The organism is Accumulibacter sp., from assembly GCF_023806565.1.
Lineage (GTDB): Bacteria > Pseudomonadota > Gammaproteobacteria > Burkholderiales > Rhodocyclaceae > Accumulibacter.
Genome location: NZ_JAMTDV010000066.1, coordinates 78,766 through 99,159, shown reverse-complemented (window position 1 = coordinate 99,159; position 20,394 = coordinate 78,766). Strand labels below are relative to the sequence as shown.

The 20,394-nt window shown below is 64.7% G+C and carries 14 protein-coding genes; 2 read left to right on the top strand and 12 right to left on the bottom strand.

Features of this window, described 5'->3' with window-relative positions:
- Positions 1–68: 68 nt before the first annotated feature.
- The gene (locus NFV80_RS08100; RefSeq protein WP_295327258.1) at positions 69–1,262 is read right to left on the bottom strand and encodes a murein transglycosylase A; all 1,194 of its coding nucleotides are present in this window, start codon (positions 1,260–1,262) and stop codon (positions 69–71) included.
- A gap of 48 nt (positions 1,263–1,310) precedes the next feature.
- Between NFV80_RS08100 and NFV80_RS08095 the strand changes: the two genes are divergently transcribed.
- Positions 1,311–2,249 carry an ATP-binding protein gene (locus tag NFV80_RS08095; protein ID WP_295327260.1) on the top strand — a complete coding sequence of 313 codons (939 nt, stop codon included), beginning with the start codon at positions 1,311–1,313 and terminating at the stop codon, positions 2,247–2,249.
- Positions 2,246–3,193, top strand: a complete 948-nt coding sequence (locus NFV80_RS08090) for a Nudix family hydrolase (protein ID WP_295327262.1) — start codon at positions 2,246–2,248, stop codon at positions 3,191–3,193. The genes NFV80_RS08095 and NFV80_RS08090 overlap by 4 nt, the downstream gene beginning before the upstream one ends.
- A 52-nt stretch (positions 3,194–3,245) precedes the next feature.
- Here the strand turns inward: NFV80_RS08090 and glgX are convergent, their stop codons facing one another.
- From glgX to kdpF, 11 genes are all read right to left on the bottom strand, one after another.
- Positions 3,246–5,246, bottom strand: coding sequence for a glycogen debranching protein GlgX (gene glgX, locus NFV80_RS08085; RefSeq protein WP_366143422.1), 2,001 nt, complete (start codon positions 5,244–5,246; stop codon positions 3,246–3,248).
- Positions 5,243–7,429, bottom strand: coding sequence for a 1,4-alpha-glucan branching protein GlgB (gene glgB, locus NFV80_RS08080; protein ID WP_295327267.1), 2,187 nt, complete (start codon positions 7,427–7,429; stop codon positions 5,243–5,245). The genes glgX and glgB overlap by 4 nt, the downstream gene beginning before the upstream one ends.
- A gap of 10 nt (positions 7,430–7,439) precedes the next feature.
- Positions 7,440–9,896: a glycogen/starch/alpha-glucan phosphorylase gene (locus tag NFV80_RS08075; protein WP_295327269.1), complete on the bottom strand. Its 2,457-nt coding sequence runs from the start codon at positions 9,894–9,896 to the stop codon at positions 7,440–7,442.
- 22 nt (positions 9,897–9,918) lie between these two features.
- Entirely contained in the window at positions 9,919–10,884 is a 966-nt protein-coding gene (gene glk / locus NFV80_RS08070) for a glucokinase (RefSeq protein ID WP_295327271.1), read from the bottom strand.
- A 406-nt stretch (positions 10,885–11,290) separates the two neighbouring features.
- The gene (gene kdpE / locus NFV80_RS08065) at positions 11,291–11,983 is read right to left on the bottom strand and encodes a two-component system response regulator KdpE (RefSeq protein WP_295327273.1); all 693 of its coding nucleotides are present in this window, start codon (positions 11,981–11,983) and stop codon (positions 11,291–11,293) included.
- Positions 11,980–14,703 (bottom strand): two-component system sensor histidine kinase KdpD, encoded by a 2,724-nt coding sequence (kdpD, locus tag NFV80_RS08060; protein ID WP_295327275.1) that lies wholly within the window; start codon positions 14,701–14,703, stop codon positions 11,980–11,982. The genes kdpE and kdpD overlap by 4 nt, the downstream gene beginning before the upstream one ends.
- On the bottom strand, positions 14,700–15,038 hold the full coding sequence (locus tag NFV80_RS08055; protein ID WP_295327277.1) for a Rap1a/Tai family immunity protein: 339 nt from the start codon (positions 15,036–15,038) through the stop codon (positions 14,700–14,702). Before NFV80_RS08055 ends, kdpD begins: the two co-directional genes overlap by 4 nt.
- Before the next feature lie 20 nt (positions 15,039–15,058).
- Entirely contained in the window at positions 15,059–15,631 is a 573-nt protein-coding gene (gene kdpC, locus NFV80_RS08050) for a potassium-transporting ATPase subunit KdpC (RefSeq protein WP_295327279.1), read from the bottom strand.
- A 15-nt stretch (positions 15,632–15,646) separates the two neighbouring features.
- Complete coding sequence (kdpB, locus tag NFV80_RS08045; RefSeq protein WP_295327281.1) at positions 15,647–17,713, bottom strand: potassium-transporting ATPase subunit KdpB; 2,067 nt, start codon at positions 17,711–17,713, stop codon at positions 15,647–15,649.
- Positions 17,714–17,729: 16 nt separating this feature from the next.
- A complete protein-coding gene (gene kdpA, locus NFV80_RS08040) occupies positions 17,730–19,517 on the bottom strand; it encodes a potassium-transporting ATPase subunit KdpA (protein WP_296758331.1) in 1,788 nt (595 codons plus the stop codon).
- Positions 19,514–19,606, bottom strand: coding sequence for a K(+)-transporting ATPase subunit F (gene kdpF / locus NFV80_RS08035; RefSeq protein ID WP_295327285.1), 93 nt, complete (start codon positions 19,604–19,606; stop codon positions 19,514–19,516). Before kdpF ends, kdpA begins: the two co-directional genes overlap by 4 nt.
- Between the last annotated feature and the right edge of the window lie 788 nt (positions 19,607–20,394).

The following is a 20,394-nucleotide window of genomic DNA, read 5'->3' as shown; positions in this document are numbered from 1 at the left end:
TCGGTGCGCCCACAGCGATCGGCGCACCACTATAGGGATTGCATGCACCAAATTGCCGTGCCGGTCTCCTACTTTGGTGCGAGGCCCGGTGGCAGGAGGAGCCACATCTGACCCTGCTGCCGCATGCGTCCGGCCTGGTGGCCGGCCTGCGGACCGAAACCCCAGAAGAGGTCGGCACGGACGGCGCCGCGAATCGCGCTGCCGGTGTCCTGAGCAAGAACCAGACGGCGCAGCGGTTTGGCGGAATCCGGCTGGCTGGTGGACAGGAAAACGGGCGCGCCAAGCGGTGTGTAGGCAGGATCGACGGCGACGCTGCGCTCCGGCAGCAGCGGCACGCCCAGCGCACCGTTCGGGCCGTCATTGCCCTTCGCCGGCTGCTCGCGGAAGAAGACATAACTGGGGTTGCTGTTCAGCAGTTCGCTGACCCGGTTCGGGTTGGCTTTCGCCCATTGCTTGATTCCCGCCATCGACGCCTGTTCGAGAGTCAGCTCGCCGCGATCGACGAGCACGCGCCCGATCGACTGATAGGGGTGGCCGTTCTGGTCGGCATACAGCAGGCGCACGACGGTGCCGTCGGCCAGCCGGACCCGGCCCGAGCCCTGGACCTGCAGGAAGAACAGCTCGACGGGATCGTCCACGTAGAGCAGGACGCGGTCGGCGTGCTCCGCCTCGCGACTGGTGATTTCCGCACGCGAGTAATATGGCACCACCTTGTTGCCCTGCAGACGACCGCGCAGGCGCTGGTTCTTGAGCTCCGGCAGCAGCGTGCCCAGGTCGATGGTCAGGAGATCGGGCGGCACCCCGAGCACCGGTTGCAGATACGGCTTGCCGCGCGTGCGCGAGCCGTGCAACAGCGGCTCGTAGTAGCCGGTCATCAGTCCGCTCGTCGTTCCGTCGGGATTGGTCAGCAACCAGGGTTGCAGACGCGATTCGAAGAAGCGGCGGACGACCGCCGTCGAAGGTTCCGCCAGCCCGCGGGCCTCGTCGCAGACGGCCTTCCATTGTGGCCATTGCGGGCGGCTCGCCAGTCCGCGACACGATTGCAGGAATGCGGGCCAGGCAGCCGCCAGATCGTCTTCGCCCCAGCCGGGCAGGTCATTCCAGCGTGCCGCCTGCAGTGGTCTGGCGGCTGCCTGCGGCGTTGCCGGCGACACCCCGGCAGCCGTGGGACAAATCGGACAGGGGCCTGGCGGAGCGGTGCTGCAAGCGGTGAGCAGTGCGGCGGCGAGCGCGAGCGAGGCGCGCGATTGGCTTTTGCGCATGGTTTGGCTAGAGTGTCGGGTTCCCAGAACCGCGAAGTATACTGTCCGATGATCGAATCTCTCCGGCAACTCGAGCACTTCCTGTTTCGGGCCGAGCAGTTGCTCGACCGCCTCGAGCCCTTGCTGCCTCCACCCTCGCCGGTTCCGGACTGGGCGGCGGCCTGCGCGTTTCGCTGGCGTACCCGGCGCGGCGCCGGCTACCTGCAGGCGATCGGCCGCCTGCCCGGAATCCGCCTGAGCGATCTGCAGGGCATCGACGAACAGAAGGCGCGCATCGAGACCAACACCCGTCACTTCGTCGCCGGTCAGCCAGCGAACAACGTGCTGCTCACCGGTGCTCGCGGCTCGGGCAAGTCTTCGCTGATCAAGGCGCTGCTCAACGAATACGCAGCGCAGGGACTGCGCGTGATCGAAGTGGAAAAGGGCGACCTGACCGATCTGCCGGACATCGTCGAACTGATCGAAGGGCGTCCGGAGCGCTTCATCGTCTTCTGCGACGACCTCTCGTTCGATTCCGGCGACGCGCGCTACAAGGCACTGAAGGTCGCGCTCGACGGTTCGATCGCCGCTCCACCCGAGAATGTGCTGATCTACGCCACCTCGAACCGGCGGCATCTGATGCCCGAGTATTTCGCCGAAAACCTGGAAGGCCAGCGCATCGGGGAGGAAATCCATCCGGGCGAGTCGATCGAGGAGAAGATTTCGCTGTCGGAACGCTTCGGCCTGTGGATCTCCTTTTACCCTTTCGATCAGGACGCTTACCTGCATATCGTTGCCCATTGGCTCAAGTCGTTTGGCTGTCCGGCCGACGAGATTCGCCGTGCCGAGCGCGACGCGCTCAACTGGGCGCTCGAGCGCGGTTCGCGCAGCGGACGCGTCGCCTGGCAGTTTGCCCGCGATTGGGCGGGTGGTCATGCGGGCGCGCCGAGGTCCCGGAGGAGGCAGCGCGCCAACATGGGGCGCGGTGTTGCGCCGGCCGACCGGTGACGCCGGTCACCGAAGTCGCAGCGGCGGTGATGCTGCGTGGCGACCCGGCAGCTCCCGAATTCCTTCTGGCGCAGCGTCCGCCGGGAAAGGCTTGCGCCGGCTACTGGGAGTTTCCGGGCGGCAAGGTCGAGCCCGGCGAGACGGCACGCGCGGCACTCGTTCGCGAACTGCAGGAAGAACTCGGCGTCCGCGTCGATCATGCCTGGCCCTGGGTCACTTGCCAGTTCAGCTATCCGCATGCGACGGTTCGTCTGCGCTTCTATCGCGTCCACTCCTGGCATGGCGAGCCTGCGCCGATCGAACACAGTGCCCTGGTCTGGATGACGGCCGGTGCAGCGGCGACGGTGGCCCCGATCCTGCCGGCCAATGCTCCGATCCTGAGAGCCCTCGCGCTGCCGCCGCTGTACGCGCTGAGCAATGCTACGGAGAATGGTGTCACGGCCGAGTTGGCGCGGCTGAAGACGGGGCTCGCGAAGGGGCTGCGCCTGTTCCAGGTGCGCGACAAGACGCTGCCCGCCGAGCAACGCCGAGCCCTTGCGCGCGCCGTCGTGGCGCTGGCTGGAGAGTGGCCGCAGACCATGGTGCTGATCAATGACGACGCGGAGCTCGCGCATGCGGTCGCGGCACAGGGACTGCATCTGTCCTCGCAGCGCCTGTGGGAAATCGAGCGACGGCCGGAGTTCGCGCGGGTCGCCGCCTCGTGTCATGGTGCTGCCGATCTTGCGCGGGCAGCCGAGCTCGGCCTCGACTTCGTCGTTCTCGGCCCGCTCCTGCCGACTGCCAGCCATCCGGGAGCGGCAGGCATGGGTTGGGAGGAATTCGCGCGTCTGGTCGAATGCTCGCCACTGCCGGTCTACGCGCTCGGCGGTCTGCGGCCCGAATTGCTCGATGTGGCGCGCAGCCGGGGCGGGCACGGCATCGCGCTGATGCGTGGCTGGCCCTAGAACGATTCCTTACCCGCGGCACGGCAGCCGAGCAGCCGTGCCGCGGACGCGATCACTCGCGCGCGAGAATCTGCACGCTGCGCGCCGCCACTGGCGTGGTCTTCTCGCGCCGGCAGGCGGCGAACGGGGAATGCGCCCCGCTCTCGCATATCTGCTGCCAGACGCCTGCCGGCAGCAGGAAGGAAACCGGGATTTCGTCGCGGTTGATCAGGCACAGCAAGGTTTGGCCTTGATCACTGGTCGTCGGCGTCTCGGGAGCGAGTTGCATGCCGAACGCGCCAAGTTTTTTTGATTGCCAGTCGGCGATGCGCATCGGTCTTCCCGCCGGATGCCACCAGTCGACGTCGGGCTGCCCGGCGCCGTTCGTTTCGCCGCTCAGCCAGGTTCGCCGGCGCAGTTGCGGAAATCGCCGACGCAGCGCGATCAGACCGGCGACGAACGCGATCAGGTCGGGGTCGGCATTGCGCCAGTCGAGCCAGGTCATCGCGTTATCCTGGCAGTAGGCGTTGTTGTTGCCAGCCTGGCTGCGCCCGAGCTCGTCTCCCCCCTGCAGCATGGGTACGCCCTGGGAAATCATCAGCGTGGTCAACAGCGCACGCTGCAGACGGCGGCGACGTCCGAGCACGGCCGGATCGCTGCTTTCGCCCTCTTCCCCACAATTCCAGGAGCAGTTGTGGCCGTGCCCGTCGCGGTTGTCCTCGCCGTTGAGCTCGTTGTGCTTCGTTTGATAGCTGACCAGGTCGCGCAGGGTAAACCCGTCGTGTGCGGTGACGAAGTTGGTGCCCGCCTGGGGAGCGCGTCCAGCGATGCGAAAGATTTCGCTCGACCCGGCGAGCCGCTGCGCGAGCTGTCCGGCGCCGGCCTCGTGCGTCAGCCAGAAGGCGCGTACGTCGTCGCGAAAGCGGTCGTTCCATTCGCTCCAGCCGGGCAGAAAGCGGCCCAGGCGATAACCCTGCGGGCCGATGTCCCAGGGCTCGGCGATCAGCTTGGTGCGCTGCAACGCGGGATCCTGCCGGAGCGCGGCGAGAAACGCGCTGTCGCGCGTCAAGGCGGCGGCGAGGTCGAAACGGAAACCGTCGACATGCATCACCTCGACCCAATAGCGCAGCGCATCCATCACCAGTTGCAGGACGCGCGGGTGGGCGACGTTGAGCGTGTTGCCGCAACCGCTGAAGTTCTCGTAGGCGGCGAAATTGCCGGCGGGCAGACGATAGTAACTGAGGTTGTCGATGCCGCGAAACGACAGCGTCGGACCCCATTCGTCGGTTTCCGCGGTGTGATTGAAGACCACGTCGAGAATCACTTCGAGGCCGGCGGCGTGCAGCGAACGGACCATCGTCTTGAACTCGGCGATCACCGACTGGCCGCCGATGCGCGCAGCATAACGCGGCTCCGGGGCAAAGAAGGCGAGCGAGTTGTAGCCCCAGTAATTGACTCGACCTTCGTTCGCCAGGCGCTGCTCGTCGAGGAAGAAGTGCACCGGCAGCAGGTTGAGCGAGGTGACGCCAAGCCGCCGGAAGTGTTCGATCATGACCGGAGCAGCGAGGCCGGCGTAGGTGCCGCGCAGCACCTCCGGAACATCCGGATGTTGGCGGCTGATCCCCTTGACATGCGCCTCGTAGAGCACCGTTTCGCTCCAGGGGATCGCCGGTGCGGTATCGTCGCCCCAGTCGAAGCGTTCGTCCACGACGGCCGCCGTCAGGCTGTGCGCGGGATCATCATGCGCCGGCCAGGAAAAGCGGCCGACAATCTCTCGGGCGTAGGGATCGAGCAGCAGGCGATGAGCGTTGAAACGGTGTCCCTTATCCGGCGCATATGGCCCGTGTACGCGATAGGCGTAGCGCATTCCCGGCCCGGCACCGGCAAGGTAGCCGTGCCACACCTGATCGCTGCATTCGCGCAAGGGCAACGCACGCATCCGCATGCCGTCGAACAGACAAAGGTCGACTCCTTCGGCGTGTGCCGAAAAGAGCGCGAAGTTGACTCCGTGACCGTCCCAACTGGCACCGAGCGGCCAGGGCCGCCCGGCTTCGAGACTGACGCTGTCGATCACGTCGCCCACTCGAAGTACAGCGCGGCGAGCGGCGGCAGGGTCAGGTTCACCGACCATTCGCGACCGTGCGCCGGCACCTGCTCCGCATAGACCGGGCCGGGCCCGTTGCCGACGTTGCTGCCGCCGTAGTATTCCGAGTCGGTATTGATTCGTTCGCGATATTCGCCTGGCAGCGGCACGCCGATGCGATAGCCGTGGCGGACGACCGGCGTGAAGTTGCCGACGTAGAGGACGGCACGCGAGCGGTCGCGAGACCAGCGGACGAAGGCGACGACCGAACATTCGGCGTCGTCGGCGGCGATCCACTCAAAGCCGGCCGGATCGAAATCGATCTGATGCAGAGCCGGATTGCTGCGGTAGACGCCGTTCAGGTCCCGGATGAGGTCACGCACGCCGGCATGCAGCGGGAAGTCGAGCAGTCCCCAGTCGAGCGACGCATCGTGATTCCACTCGTTCCACTGACCGATTTCCCCACCCATGAACAGCAGCTTCTTGCCTGGATGCGCCCACATGTAGCCATAAAGTGCGCGCAGGTTGGCGAACTTCTGCCAGTAGTCGCCCGCCATCTTGCTGATCAGCGAGCCCTTGCCGTGCACGACCTCATCGTGCGAAAGCGGCAGGATGAAGTTCTCGGTGTAGGCATACATCATGCCGAAGCTGAGCTGGTTGTGATGATACTTGCGATGTACCGGATCTCTCGTCATGTAGTCGAGGACGTCGTGCATCCAGCCCATGTTCCACTTGTAATGGAAGCCGAGGCCGCCCATCTCGGGTGGCCGGCTGACCATTGGCCAGGCGGTCGATTCCTCGGCGTAAGTGGATGCGCCGGGGTGTTGCTGGCCGAGCACCTCGTTCATCCGGCGCAGGAAAGCGACGGCTTCGAGGTTCTCGCGGCCGCCATGAATGTTCGGCAGCCACTGCCCGTCCTCCCGGCTGTAGTCGCGGTAGAGCATCGAGGCGACGGCATCGACCCGCAGCCCGTCGATACCATAGCGCTCGATCCAGAACAGCGCGTTGCCGATCAGGTAGTTGCTGACTTCGCGGCGGCCAAAGTTGTAGATCAGGGTGCCCCAGTCCTGGTGCATTCCTTCGCGCGGGTCGGCGTGCTCGTAGAGCGCCGTGCCGTCGAAACGTCCGAGACCGTGTTCGTCGGTCGGGAAGTGCGCCGGTACCCAGTCGGCGATGACGCGCAGTCCGGCGGCATGGCACGAAGCGACGAATTCGCGGAATCCGGCCGGGTCGCCGTGACGGGCCGTTGGCGAATAGAGTCCGAGTGGCTGATATCCCCAGGATCCGTCGAAAGGATGTTCCGAAATCGGCAGCAGTTCGATATGCGTGAAACCCAGATCGACGACGTACGGGATCAGCGTCTCGCTCAGCCGCTGCCAGTCGGGAAAGCCGCCGTCATCGGCGCGCCGCCACGATGCCAGATGCACTTCGTAGACCGACAGCGGTGCATCCAGTTGATCGCCGGCGGGTATCGTCGACGGCTCGACCGGAGGTGGCAGGGCACAGACGATCGACGCGGTCGACGGGCGCATTTCGGCCCGGAAACCGTAGGGGTCGGACTTGAGTGGCAGCAGATAACCGTCGCGAGAGCGAATTTCAAACTTGTAGTGCGCTCCGGCGCCCACTCCGGGAAGAAAGATTTCCCACACACCGCATTCGCGGCGCAGGCGCATGGGATGACGACGACCATCCCAGGTGTTGAAATCGCCGACGACGCTGACCCGCTGTGCGTCCGGCGCCCAGACCGCGAAAACCGTGCCGGGAACGCCGTCGATCTCGCACAGATGTGCGCCAAGTCGCTCGAAGGGGCGCAGGTGCGAGCCTTCGGCGAGCAGCCAGACGTCCATTTCGCCGAGTACCGTCGGGAAACGGTAGGGATCGTCGGTGTCCTGCACCGCGCCGTCAGCCCAGACGATGCGCAGGCGGTAGGGGAATTGGTTGCGGCGGCGCGGCATGACTCCCTCGAAGAACCCCTCGACTCCTTCGATTTCGATGTGCTTCAGCTGGGCAATCTGCTTCGCGGTCTTCGCATCGACGACGGCGACCGAGCTTGCTCCTGGTTGCAGGCTGCGTACCCAAAGTCCGCCGTCGGCGTCGGTGTGCATTCCGAGGACCGCGTACGGGTTTCCGTGTTCCGCCCGGCAAAGGGCGATGATCTCTTGTTGGTCGAGCATGGGAGACTTCCTAACTTGATTGGAGTGTGCGGATGTGCCAGGTATCGTTGGCGTAGTCGGCGATCGTCCGGTCTGCCGAGAAGGGCCCCATGCCCGCGACGTTGAGAATGGCCTTGCGCTGCCATTCGTCGGGCGTCCGGTAGAGCGCGTCGACGCGCGCCTGCGTGGCGACATAATCGGCATAGTCGGCGAGCAGCAGATAGTGATCGCCGTAATGGAGGAGACTGTTGAAAACGTCGTGGTAGCGCGAACGCTCGCCCGGCGAGAAAAAGCCGGTGTCGATCCGGTCGAGCGCTTCCTTGAGCGCGGCATCCTTCTGGTACAGAGCCATCGGTTGATGGCCGGCCTGCCTGATCGCATTCACCTGCGCGGTGTTGTTGCCGAAGATGAAGATGTTCTCGGTGCCGACGTTGTCGCGAATCTCGATGTTCGCGCCATCTTCGGTACCGATGGTCAGCGCGCCGTTGAGCGAAAGCTTCATGTTGCCGGTTCCCGACGCTTCGGTGCCAGCAGTGGAAATCTGTTCCGAGAGGTTGGCCGCCGGCATGATCAGTTCGGCGACCGAAACACCGTAATTGGGGATGAAAACGACCTGCAGCAGGTCGCGCGCGCGCGGATCGTTATTCACTACCGCGGCGACGTCGTGGATGAGCCGGATCACCTGTTTGGCCATGTGATACGAAGAGGCTGCCTTGCCGGCGAAGATCACGCTGCGTGGCACGAAATCCTCGCTCTCGCCATTCAGGATCGCATTGTAGCGCGTGATGATGTGCAGCACGTTGAGCAACTGCCGCTTGTACTCGTGGATGCGCTTGACCTGCACGTCGAACAGGCTGTCCGGGTTGAGTTGGAGGCCGAGTTCGCGCAGGACATAGTTGGCGAGCCGTTGCTTGTTGCCCAGCTTGGCGGCAGCGAAGGCATCGCGGAAGCCGGCATCGTCGGCGCTTGCCCGGAGATCCTGCAGGCGGTCCAGGTGCAGACGCCAGTCCTTGCCGCCCAGGCGCTCGTCGAGCAGCGTGGACAAGGCCGGATTGGCCTGCGCCAGCCAGCGCCGCGGCGTGACGCCGTTGGTCTTGTTGTGGAAGCGCTCGGGGTAGAGGCGGGCAAAATCGGCGAAAATGGTCTCGACCATCAGGTCCGAATGCAACTGCGATACGCCGTTGACCCGGTGGCTGCCGACGATGCACAGATTGGCCATGCGTACGCGCTTGTCCTTTTCGTGGCCGCCGCCGTCGTCGATCAGCGAGACGCGCCGCATCAGGTCGATATCTCCGGGGTAAAGGCGGACCACCTCGTCGAGGAATTCCTGGTTGATCCGGTAGATGATCAGCAGGTGGCGTGGCAGTACCCGATGGATCAGCGTCACCTTCCACGTCTCCAGCGCTTCCGGCATCAGCGTGTGGTTGGTGTACGAGAAGATGCGCCGGCACTGATCCCAGGCGTCCGCCCAGCTCATGTCGTGCTCGTCTACCAGCAGGCGCATCAGTTCGGCGACGCCGATTGCGGGGTGTGTGTCGTTGAGGTGTATCGCGACGTGCTCGGCCAGATTGGCGAAGGTGCCGTGTTCCGCCTGATGGCGGAAAAGGATGTCCTGCAGAGATGCGCAGACGAAGAAATACTCCTGCCGCAGGCGCAGCTCGCGCCCAGCCGGAGTGCTGTCGTTCGGATAGAGGACCCAGGAAATGTTCTCGAAGCGGTTCTTGAACTCGGCTGCGCGCTGATAATCGCCGGTATTGAACGCGCCGAGGTCGATTTCTGCCGGCGCCGCGGCCTTCCACAGGCGCAGGGTGCTGACCCGCTCCGTGCCGTGCCCCGGAATGACGTAGTCGAAAGCCTTGGCTTCGACCGAATCGGCGGCGTGCCACTCTGCCCACTCGCCGTGGTGTTCGGCGTAGCCTCCGAAGCGCACCGTATAGTGCCGGTTGGCCCGCGGGAATTCCCACGGTGAACGGTCCTGCAGCCACGCTTCCGGTTTCTCGATCTGCTGGCCGTTGAGGATCGACTGCGCGAACATGCCGTACTCGTAGCGCACGCCGTAGCCCCAGGAGGGGAGTCCGAGCGTCGCCATCGAGTCGAGGAAACAGGCCGCAAGCCGGCCCAGACCACCATTGCCGAGCGCCGCATCGGGTTCGCATTCCATCACCTCGTCGAGCGAAGGGCCCGGCGCGGTGAACATCGTGGCCGCCGGATCGCGCAGGTCGAGTGCCGACAAAGCATTGTTCATCGCCCGGCCGATGAGGAACTCCATAGAAAGGTAATAGATGCGCCGGGCCTTGTTTTGCCGGTCCACGTTCTGCGTGTTGACCCAGCGCTGCGCGAGCTGCTCGCGCGCCACCTGTGCGAGTCCCTGATACAGATCCGCCTTGCTGGCTCGCGACGGCTCGGCGCCAACGGTGCACACCATTCTGCGGTTGATTTCGGAGCGCAGTTGCTCGCCTGCGGGAAGGGATTGAGCGGAATCGGACATCAGGCGGATACTCCAGTAAGGTTCATGGACAATCCCCGCTCTCGGCCAAAGCGTGGGCAGCACCAAGCAGCGCCGGCGTGGGAGAAAGCATTACATAGGTCGGAATTGTGGCCAAGTAGGAAGCAAAGCGCCCCTTGGCCTCGAAACGCGCACGAAAAGCCGATCTCTCGAACAGTTCGCCCAAGCGCGGAATGATACCACCGCCGATATAGACACCGCCGCGGGCGCCCAGCGTCAGCGCAAGATTTCCCGCCACGGTGCCGAGCATCGCGCAGAAGGTTTCGATCACCGCCCGGCACTGAACGTCAGTACCGGCGACAGCGCGTGCGACGATCTCAGCGGTCGTCCACGGCTCGCAGCGACGACCGTCGACTGCGGCAACCAGGCGGTGCAGCAAGGGCAGGCCGCTGCCCGAAAGCAGGCGTTCGGCGGAAACATGGTCGAATTCGCGCCAGGCATGGGCAAGAATTGCCGACTCGCGTTCGTCGGCCGGTGCCAGCGAACAATGACCGCCTTCGCCGGTCAGCGCCAGCCAGCGCCCGCGATCGAACAACACTCCCGAGACGCCGAGACCGGTGCCGGGGCCGATCACCCCCTTCGTCGCCGACGCTACCGGCAGGCCCGTGCCCACCTGGTAGAGCTCGTCGTCAGCGAGGTGTGGCACTGCCAGTGCGAGCGCGGTGAAGTCGTTGAGCAGGAGCAGGCGCTGCAGGCCGAGTTGTTCGCTGATCTCCGCGCGGGCGAAGGTCCAGGCGCCGTTGGTCAGCCGTATCACTTCGTCATGAACTGGCGCCGCCAGTGCGATCGCTGCTGCTTCCGGGGCCGCACCGCCAAGGTCCGCGAGGTAGGCACGGATCGCCTCGACCGGACTCGCAAAGTCGGCCACCGCGAGAATGCGTACCTGAGCGGGTGAGCCCGACTCGTCGAGCAGGGCAAAGCGGGCGCGCGTGCCACCGACGTCGGCAACCAGCATGGTGGGAGGACTCAAGGAAGTTTCTCCGGGCACACGATTGGGTCAGGTCGAAGGTCCCGGTTGACTCGAGGAACTGGAGAATATTCGGTGAGGCGCATGCTTTCAGGAGTTCTGACACGGTCAACGCGGGTGGGCCCGATAGGCGAGAACGTTGCCGGTCGAAGAACGAGTACCCGAGATTCGGCAAGGAACTGGCGTGCCCCGAATCTTCGCATCAAACGCCGGATTTATCAAAGACCCCGCGATGCCGTGGTCTTCTCCCTGGCAAATCGGCGGCCGGTGCGCGCGAGCCTCTTCGGTCGCAGGACGGTGTCACGAGGAGACGCGGGCATCGCGCAGGGCGAGCCACCGAGTGGTACCGATCCGTCGTTGCCGGGAGGGGATCGGGTGCGCGTCCGGGCGGGCTTGCGGCGCTGCGCGGTCAGATCACGAAGCGGTAGCCGATGCCGGCTTCGGTCAGAATGTGCCGGGGCTGCGACGGGTCGTCCTCGATCTTCTTGCGCAGGTGCGCCATGTAGACGCGGACATAATGGGCATCTTCCACGTGTCCCGGCCCCCACACATTTTTCAGCAGCTGGCGATGCGTGAGAACGCTGTCCGCATTGTTCGCGAGATAGGCCAGCAGTCGATGCTCAATCGGCGTCAGATGCAGTGGCTCGCCGTCGCGCTCGACGGTGCGGCGACTGAAATCGACGCGAATTTTCCCGAACTCCAGGATGCTGGTCGCAGATCCGGGCGCGCGTGTCCGGCGGCGGAGCTGGGCGCGCACCCGCGCCAGCAGTTCTGCCGTGCCAAAGGGCTTGATGAGGTAGTCGTCGGCACCAGCGTCGAGTGCTTCCACCTTGTCCATTTCCGAGGTACGCGCGGAAAGGACGATCACCGGAATGTCCGACCAGGTGCGCAGATCGCGAATGAGGCCCACTCCGTCCCCGTCCGGCAAACCGAGGTCGAGCACGACCATGTCCGGTTTGCGGGTCGCCGTCTCGATCAGGCCGCGCTTGACCGAATCGGCCTCGTATACCTGGCAGCCCTCGGACTCCAGCGACATCCTGACGAAGCGCCGAATCTTCGCTTCGTCTTCGACGACGATGACGATCGGGCTCGCCTCCTTCACCAGTGAATCTCTTCCGCAATCGCGCCTTCGTCGTCCACCTCGACCAGCGGAGGTTTTCCACGTGGCAGCGAAAAAACAAAACGTGCGCCACCGTTCGCCCGCTTGCCGGCGCTGATGTTGCCCCCGTGTGCTTCGACGATGGCGCGGCAGATCGCCAGCCCGAGACCGACGCCGGGAGTCGTGCTTTCCTTCCGCCCGCGCTCGAATTTCTGGAAGATCTGTTCCTCGCGTCCTGCCGGCAAGCCTGGGCCATCATCCTCGACCCAGACGTCGATATGGTCACGCGCACCGGGCGCCGCGCCGACCTCGATCAGGCTGCCGGACGGCGTATATTTCGCCGCATTGTCGAGCAGATTCACCAGCACGCGTTCGATCAGCACGGCATCGAATTCGAGCAGCGGCAGATCCTCGGGGAGGCGCACCGACAGCCGATGTTGCGCGAGGACGCTTGCCATCGCCTTGGTCGCACTGCCGACGACCTCTTCGAGTGGCTGCCACTGCCGGTTTAGCCTGACGGCGCCGGCCTGCAGACGCGCCATGTCGAGCAGGTTGTTGACCTGCGAGTTCATGCGCAGCACTTCCTCGCGCATCGAGCCGGCAATTTCGGCCTGCTGTGCCGTTGGCGGCGGTTGCGTCAGAAACAGCGAATCGGCGAGACCAACGAGCGCCGAGAGCGGGGTTCGCAGATCATGCGAAATCGCCGAGAGCAGCGAATTGCGCAAGCGTTCCGATTCCATCTGTACGGTCGTCGTCTGCGCCACACTCACATAATGCACGCGTTCGAGAGCGATGGCGATGAGGCGCGCGAAGGTGTCCAGCAAGCGCCGTTGCTCGGGTGCCATCAGCCGCTGTGGATCCTGCGGCTGCAGCGCCAGCACACCACGCGTGCGCATCGGTGCGGCGAGCGGCACGTACAACAGCGGGCTGCCGGCCAGCGTGTCCGTACCGCAGCCGGCCTCGGTGCCGTGGTCGAAAGCCCACTGACAGATCGCGGGGTCGATCGGCGGCACGCCACCGGGAACGTCGACGGGGTGGCGCAGCTGGTTGTCGTCATCGGCGACGACGATGGCGGCACACGCGGAAAAGACCTTTTCCGCGAAGCGCTGGCAGATTTCCGCGATCTGCTCGGGCATCAGCGCGCCCGAAAGGTCGCGCGACATTTCGTAGAGCGCCCGCACGCGCTGCTCGCGGACCCTGGCGACGCGTGCCTGAAACTTGAGCCCCGCGGTCAGCTTGGCGGTGATCAGGCCGACGGCGAGCATCACCGCAAAGGTCATCAGGTACTGCACGTCACCCACCGCGAAGGAAAAGCGCGGCGGCACGAAGAAGAAGTCGAAAGCGGCGACGTTGAGGAAAGAAGCCGCGATCGCCGGGCCAAGGCCGTAGCGCACGGCGGCCAGGACGACGGCGAGCAGGAACAGCATCGCGATGTTGGCGAGATCGAAGATCGCATGCAGCGGCATCGCGACCAGTGTCGCCAGCGTGCACAGGACGGCGCTCATCACGAACGATCGCCACGGCGCCGACAGGCGGTCGAGCAGCGAGCTGTCGGTCGGCCCTTCTCGACCGTGGTCGGAAGGGCCGTCCTCGCGAGCCACCTGGATGACGTCGAGGTCGGACGCAAGTCGGCCGATGCGGTCGGCGAACGAGCCCAGCCAAGGCAGCCGGAATTTCCGGTGGCCGCGCCCGACGACGACCTTCGCCAGGTTGTGGTCGCGCGCGTAAGCGATGATCGTGTCTACCGCGTCGCTGCCGGAAAGGCTGGCAGTTTCCGCCCCCATGTCCTGCGCCAGCTTCAGATTTTTCAGGATGCGTTGCCGCCGGCCGTCCCCGAGATGCTGCAGCTCGGGCGTTTCGACGTAGATCACGTGCCAGGGTACGTCGAGTCTGGTCGCGATGCGCGCGGCGCTGCGGATGATGCGGTCGCCGTCGGTCTGCGGACCGATGCACGCGAGCAGCGATTCGCGCGTCTGCCAGACTGGCGCGACCGCCCGATCGCGCCGATAGGCGATCATCTGGCTGTCGACGCGATCGGCCGTGCGGCGCAGCGCCAGCTCGCGCAGCGCGATCAGGTTGCCCTTGCGGAAAAAGTTCTGGATCGCGCGTTCGGCCTGTTGCGGCAGGTAGACCTTGCCTTCCCTGAGTCGCTGCAAGAGCTCGTCGGGCGGCAGGTCGACCAGGACGACTTCGTCGGCGGCGTCGAAGACATGGTCGGGGACAGTTTCCCCGACGCGGATGCCGGTGATGCGTCCGACGACGTCGTTGAGCGTCTCGAGGTGCTGCACATTCACCGTCGAGTAGACGTCGATTCCCGCCGAGAGAAGTTCTTCGACGTCCTGCCAGCGCTTGGGGTGGCGCGAACCGGCGACGTTCGAATGCGCCAGTTCGTCGACCAGGATCAACGCCGGCTGGCGCGCCAGCGCACCATCGATGTCGAACTCCCGCAGCAGCATGCCACGATGGACGATATCCCGGAGGGGCAGTCGCTCGAAGCCATCGACCAGCGCCTGCGTCTCTTTCCTGCCGTGCGTCTCGATGACGCCGATGACCACGTCCGTCCCCTGCTGCGCCAACTGACGCGCCGCCCATAGCATGCCGTAAGTCTTGCCGACGCCGGCCGAGGCGCCGAAGAAAATCTTGAGCTTGCCGCGCGCGGCGCGCGCTTCCTCCTCCTTGATGCGAGTGAGCAGTTGGTCCGGATCCGGGCGGCGACCGTTCACTTGCTCGGGCAGGGGAATGCGGCACCGAGTGCGGTCATCACCGCCTCCGCCGCATCCTGCCTGGCGGTGTTCGCCGGATGGTCCTTCAGATACTTCGAGACCAGCCAGTAAGTCCGTTCGGGACTCACCTTGTCGGACGGACACCAGGTACTGCCGTGCACGCTGTCGGCGACACCAGCCACGTATCCACGGAAATAGGCCGCCTTGATCTTCGGGTTGTTGCTGTCGTACGCCAGGCGGAGTTCTTCCAGTGCATCACGGTCGTGGAAAAATCCCGCCGCTTGGGCAGTGCCGCAGGCGAACGCCGCGCACACCCAGCAAAGACTTCGTTTCATTTGGATCTCCTTCTGCCAGCTCAGCGCTCGCCGTCGAGCGCCAGGTTGAGTTTGAGCACATTGACTCGCGGTTCACCAAAAATACCCCACTGCCGATTTTCCGTATACGCATCGATGATCGCGTCCAGTCGCTCCAGCGGCAGATCGCGCTCCCGGGCGACGCGTTCGAGCTGATAGCGGGCGGCGGCCGGGCTGATGTGCGGATCGAGACCGCTGGCCGAGGCAGTGACCAGATCGGCGGGAATCGTTTGGTGGTTGTCGGGGTCGGACGCCCTGAGCGCCGCGATTCGACTACGGACTGCGTCGACCAGCGCCGGATTGAGCGGGCCCAGGTTGGAGCCGCCGGAGGCGGTACCGTTGTACGGCTGCGGCGACGTTGCCGACGGCCTGCCCCAGAAATGTTTCGCTTCGGCAAAGTTCTGGCCGATCAGGCGGGATCCGACCGGCACGCCGCTGCGAACGAGGACGCTGCCGCCGGCGGCATCGGGCCACAGCGTTTGCGCGACGCCGGTGACGGCGAGCGGGTAGGCAATGCCGGTGACGAGGGACAGCAGCAAGAACAGGCTGATGGCGGGACGCAAGAGATGCTTCATGAGGTTCTCCAATTCTCAAGCCAGCCCGGCGCTGGCGAGGACCAGGTCGATCAGCTTGATGCCTACGAACGGTGCAAGCAGGCCGCCGAGACCGTAGACCAGCAGGTTGCGGCGCAGCAGCACGGCGGCGCCGAGGGGCCGGTAACGGACTCCCTTGAGGGCCAGCGGGATCAGCAGCATGATGATCAGTGCGTTGAAGATTACCGCCGAGAGAATCGCCGAGGCCGGGCTGGCAAGCGCCATGACGTTCAGTGCCGCGAGTTGTGGATAGGTGGTGATGAACGCAGCCGGTATGATCGCGAAATATTTGGCGACGTCGTTGGCGATGCTGAAAGTGGTGAGCGAACCACGCGTCATCAGCATCTGCTTGCCGGTTTCGACGATCTCGATCAGCTTGGTCGGGTTGGAATCGAGATCAACCATGTTGCCGGCTTCCTTTGCCGCCTGCGTGCCGGTGTTCATGGCCACCGCCACGTCGGCCTGGGCCAGCGCCGGCGCATCGTTGGTTCCGTCGCCGGTCATTGCCACCAGACGACCTTCCGACTGATGCTGGCGGATCAGTGCCAGCTTGGCTTCCGGCGTCGCCTCGGCGAGGAAGTCGTCGACCCCGGCCTCGGCGGCGATGGCGGCGGCAGTCAGGCGATTGTCTCCGGTGATCATCACGGTCCGGATTCCCATGCGACGGAGTTCGGCAAAGCGTTCCTTGATCCCTCCCTTGACGACATCCTTGAGTTCGACGACGCCGAGCACCCGCCGGCCGTCGGCAACCACCAGCGGCGTGCTGCCGCGTCGGGCCACCTCGGTGACGGTGAGCGACAGCGAAGCCGGGAAGCTGCCGCCATGGGATTCGACGTGCTCGCGAACCGCCGTCGCGGCACCCTTGCGGATCTGGCGATCGCCCAGATCGACGCCGCTCATCCGGGTATGCGCGGAGAAATGCACGAAGCTGGCAGCGAGCGCGTGAATGTCACGTTCGCGCAGATTGAACTTCTCCTTGGCAAGAACGACGATGCTGCGGCCTTCGGGGGTTTCGTCCGCCAGCGACGCGAGCTGCGCGGCGTCGGCAAGCTCGGCTTCGCTCACCCCTTCGACCGGCAGGAAGGCGGACGCCTGCCGGTTGCCCAGCGTGATCGTGCCGGTCTTGTCCAGCAGCAGCACGTCTACGTCGCCGGCAGCCTCGACGGCCCGGCCGGAAGTGGCGATGACGTTCGCCTGCAACATGCGGCTCATGCCGGCGACCCCGATGGCCGACAGCAGACCGGCGATGGTGGTCGGGATCAGGCAGACGAGCAGTGCGACGAGCACGGTGATGGTGATCGGCGAGCCTGCCCCGGCGACTGCGACGCTGAACATCGAGTAAGGCAGCAGTGTCACCGTCACGCCTAGAAAGACGATCGTCAGCGCCACCAGCAGGATGGTCAGGGCAATCTCGTTCGGCGTCTTCTGGCGTTTCGCATTTTCGACCATGGCGATCATGCGGTCGACGAACGTTTCGCCGGGGTTGGTCGTGACCCTGGCGACGATCCAGTCGGAGAGCACGCGCGTTCCGCCAGTGACCGCCGAGAAGTCGCCACCGGATTCGCGGATCACCGGCGCGGATTCGCCGGTGATCGCCGATTCATCGACCGATGCGACACCCTCGATCACCTCGCCATCGGCAGGGATGATCTCGCCGGCCTCCACCAGCACCAGGTCGCCCTTGCGCAACTCGCTGGCGGCAACCTGGGTCCACACTCTCGCCGCATGTGGCGCCCGCAGTTTCTTGGCCAGTGTTTCCTGTTTCAGGCCGCGCAGCGACGCCGCCTGCGCCTTGCTGCGACCCTCGGCCAGCGCCTCGGCAAAGTTGGCGAAGAGCACCGTGAACCACAGCCATAGGGCGACTGCGAGAATGAAGCCGGCCGGCGCTTCTCCCTCGCCGGCCAGTGCCTGGATCCACAACGCGGTGGTCAGCAGGCTGCCGACATAGACGACGAACATCACCGGGTTGCGCCACTGCACGCGCGGGTCGAGTTTCCTGAAGGCGTCGAGAGTGGCCGGTTTGAGCAGCACGGGGTCGAACATCGCAAGCTTCTTGTGGGACATTTTCTTCTCCTTGCGCTCAGTTGGCAGTATGGAGCACCAGCTGCTCGATCACCGGACCCAGCGCGAGCGCCGGGACATAGTTCAGTGCGCCGACCAGCACGACCGTGCCGATCAGCAGGGTGACGAACAACGGTCCGTGCGTCGGCATCGTGCCGGTGGTGACGGCGATGCGCTTCTTGGCCGCCAGGCTGCCGGCGAGGGCCAGTACCGGCACGATCACGCCGAAGCGCCCGAACCACATGGCAATCGCCGTCGTCACGTTGTAGAAGGGCGTGTTCGCCGAAAGGCCGGCGAAAGCGCTGCCATTGTTGTTGGCGGCCGAGGTGAAGGCGTAGAGGATTTCCGAGAAGCCATGCGCACCGGGATTCGCGATGCCGGCGACACCGTCCGTCGCCATCACGGCGATGGCGGTGCCGAGCAGCGCCAGCAGCGGCGTGACGAGAATGGCAATGGCCACCATTTTCATTTCGTACGCCTCGATCTTCTTACCCAGGTATTCCGGCGTGCGCCCGATCATCAGGCCGGCGATGAACACCGCCATGACGGCGAACACCAGCATGCCGTACAGGCCGGAGCCGACGCCGCCGAACACGACTTCGCCGAGCATCATGTTCCACAAGGGCACGAAGCCTCCCATTGGCGTGAAGGAATCGTGCATCGCGTTGACCGCGCCGCACGAGGCGAGCGTCGTGATCGTCGCGAACAGTCCGGAATCCGCGATGCCGAAGCGAGTTTCCTTGCCTTCCATGTTGCCGGCGCCGGGGTCGACGCCGAGCTTGCCGAGCAGCGGATTGCCCTGCGCCTCGTAGTGCATCGCGATCACCGCCATGAGCACGAAGATCAGCGTCATTGCCGCGAGGACCGCCCAGCCCTGGCGAGTGTCGCCGACCATGCGGCCGAAAGTCAGGCACAGGGCGCCGGGAATCAGGAAGATCGCCAACATCTGGACGAAATTGCTCAGCGGCGTGGGGTTTTCGTAGGGATGTGCCGAGTTGGCATTGAAAAAGCCGCCGCCGTTGGTGCCGAGCATCTTGATCGCTTCCTGCGAGGCGACCGGGCCCATCGGCAGCGTCTGGGTCGGCGTGCTTGCAGGTTCGGTGATGGCGTTGCCGGCGTCGTCCTTGAGCGGCTGACCGGCCGCGTCGAGCCGCGGGTTGTCGTATTGCGTCACTTCCAGCGTGGTCACGTCGCGGTAGGCATCGAAATTCTGGATCACGCCCTGGCTGACGAGGAAGAGGGCGAAGACGAACGAGATCGGCAGCAGCACATAGAGCGTGATCCGGGTGAGGTCCACCCAGGCGTTGCCGATGGTCCCGGCCGTATGGCGTGCGAAGCCGCGGATCAGGGCAATGACGACGACGATGCCGGTGGCGGCCGACAGGAAGTTCTGCACCGTCAGGCCAAGCATCTGGGTCAGGTAGCTCATCGTCGACTCGCCACTGTAACCCTGCCAGTTGGTGTTGGTGGCGAAGCTGATGGCGGTGTTGAAGGCAGAGTCGGGAGTGACGTTGGCCACCGCCTGCGGATTTGCCGGGAGCCAGAGCTGGAGCCGCTGCAAAGCGTACACGCCGAGCGCGCCGAGGGCATTGAACAGCAGGATGGCGAAGGCGTACGCCGGCCACGCCATTTCTTCATTTGCCCGGATTCCGCACACGCGGTAGATCAGCGCCTCGATACGGCCGCCAAGCCGCGGCGCCAGGCCGTGCCCTTCCATGACGTCGGCGAGGTAGCCGCCGACGGGGCGTACAAGCAGCAGCAGGATTGCCAGGTAGAGCCCCAGCAGCAGCCAGGCGTGATCGCTCATGAGAAATCCTCCGGGTGGAGCAATGCCAGGATCAGGTAGATCAGCAGGGCGACTGCGACACCGCCGCCGAGCAGATGAAAGACGCTCATTTCGTACCTCCCAGCCGGGCGCAGCCGACGGCGAGTCCGGCGATCGAAAAGAAGAGCAGGACGAGTCCCGCCAGATAGAAGAAATCCATGTTTGCCTCCATGCAAAGTGTTCGCACAACACACATGGTAGGCTGGCGAGTGTCAATATCCTGAAAAAATCCTGGACGTCAGCAGTCAAATTCCGGTAAAGAAAGGCGCCTTCCCTGCTCGCCTTGGCTGGATGAGAAGTGCGCATGCGCCAGGTTCGAGTGCAGGATGGCCGGCGTGGGTATCCGCTGTGCCTGCGTGGGGTTGCCGCGCGCAGTTCGCCGAGGGGCAGCCACTGCGAAGCAGCCGGCCGTTTCCCCGACCCCGTTTCGCGCCGTTCACCGTCGGAAAATCTTACACTCGCGGTCAGGAGAAGAAACCCAAGGGTTTACGGCAGACCGTTGGGCGAGGACAGGTGACCGTTTGTAAGCAATTGATTTCATTGCGACACCATGTATTGCACATGGGAATTGTTCTTATATCAATCAATTACTTATGGAAAATGCCCGGATGCATGCCAGGGGCTTGCTGCGCAACGGGATTTCGCTTCGGGCACGGAATATGCTTCACTAGACGCGAGATCCCAAAGTATCTCAAGAAATACGGATAACCCATTGCCCGTCTGTGCTTTTTTCGGAGGAGATGCCCAAGGTTCCAGCTCAACAAATTCCTGGCTGCGGCCGGTGTCACTCTAGCCCTTTCGTTTTCGAGCGCTGCCGTCGCGGTTCCGAGCATTTTCATCAGCGATCTGACCAAGGGCA

Excerpts from the sequence above, each read along its gene's own strand:
- NFV80_RS08075 (WP_295327269.1), bottom strand. The coding sequence starts at position 9,896 with ATGTCCGATTCCGCTCAATCCCTTCCCGCAGGCGAGCAACTGCGCTCC.
- kdpC (WP_295327279.1), bottom strand. The coding sequence starts at position 15,631 with ATGAAGCATCTCTTGCGTCCCGCCATCAGCCTGTTCTTGCTGCTGTCC.
- kdpB (WP_295327281.1), bottom strand. The coding sequence starts at position 17,713 with ATGTCCCACAAGAAGCTTGCGATGTTCGACCCCGTGCTGCTCAAACCG.
- NFV80_RS08095 (WP_295327260.1), top strand. The coding sequence starts at position 1,311 with ATGATCGAATCTCTCCGGCAACTCGAGCACTTCCTGTTTCGGGCCGAG.
- glgB (WP_295327267.1), bottom strand. The coding sequence starts at position 7,429 with ATGCTCGACCAACAAGAGATCATCGCCCTTTGCCGGGCGGAACACGGA.
- kdpA (WP_296758331.1), bottom strand. The coding sequence starts at position 19,517 with ATGAGCGATCACGCCTGGCTGCTGCTGGGGCTCTACCTGGCAATCCTG.
- kdpF (WP_295327285.1), bottom strand. The coding sequence starts at position 19,606 with ATGAGCGTCTTTCATCTGCTCGGCGGCGGTGTCGCAGTCGCCCTGCTG.
- NFV80_RS08055 (WP_295327277.1), bottom strand. The coding sequence starts at position 15,038 with ATGAAACGAAGTCTTTGCTGGGTGTGCGCGGCGTTCGCCTGCGGCACT.
- NFV80_RS08100 (WP_295327258.1), bottom strand. The coding sequence starts at position 1,262 with ATGCGCAAAAGCCAATCGCGCGCCTCGCTCGCGCTCGCCGCCGCACTG.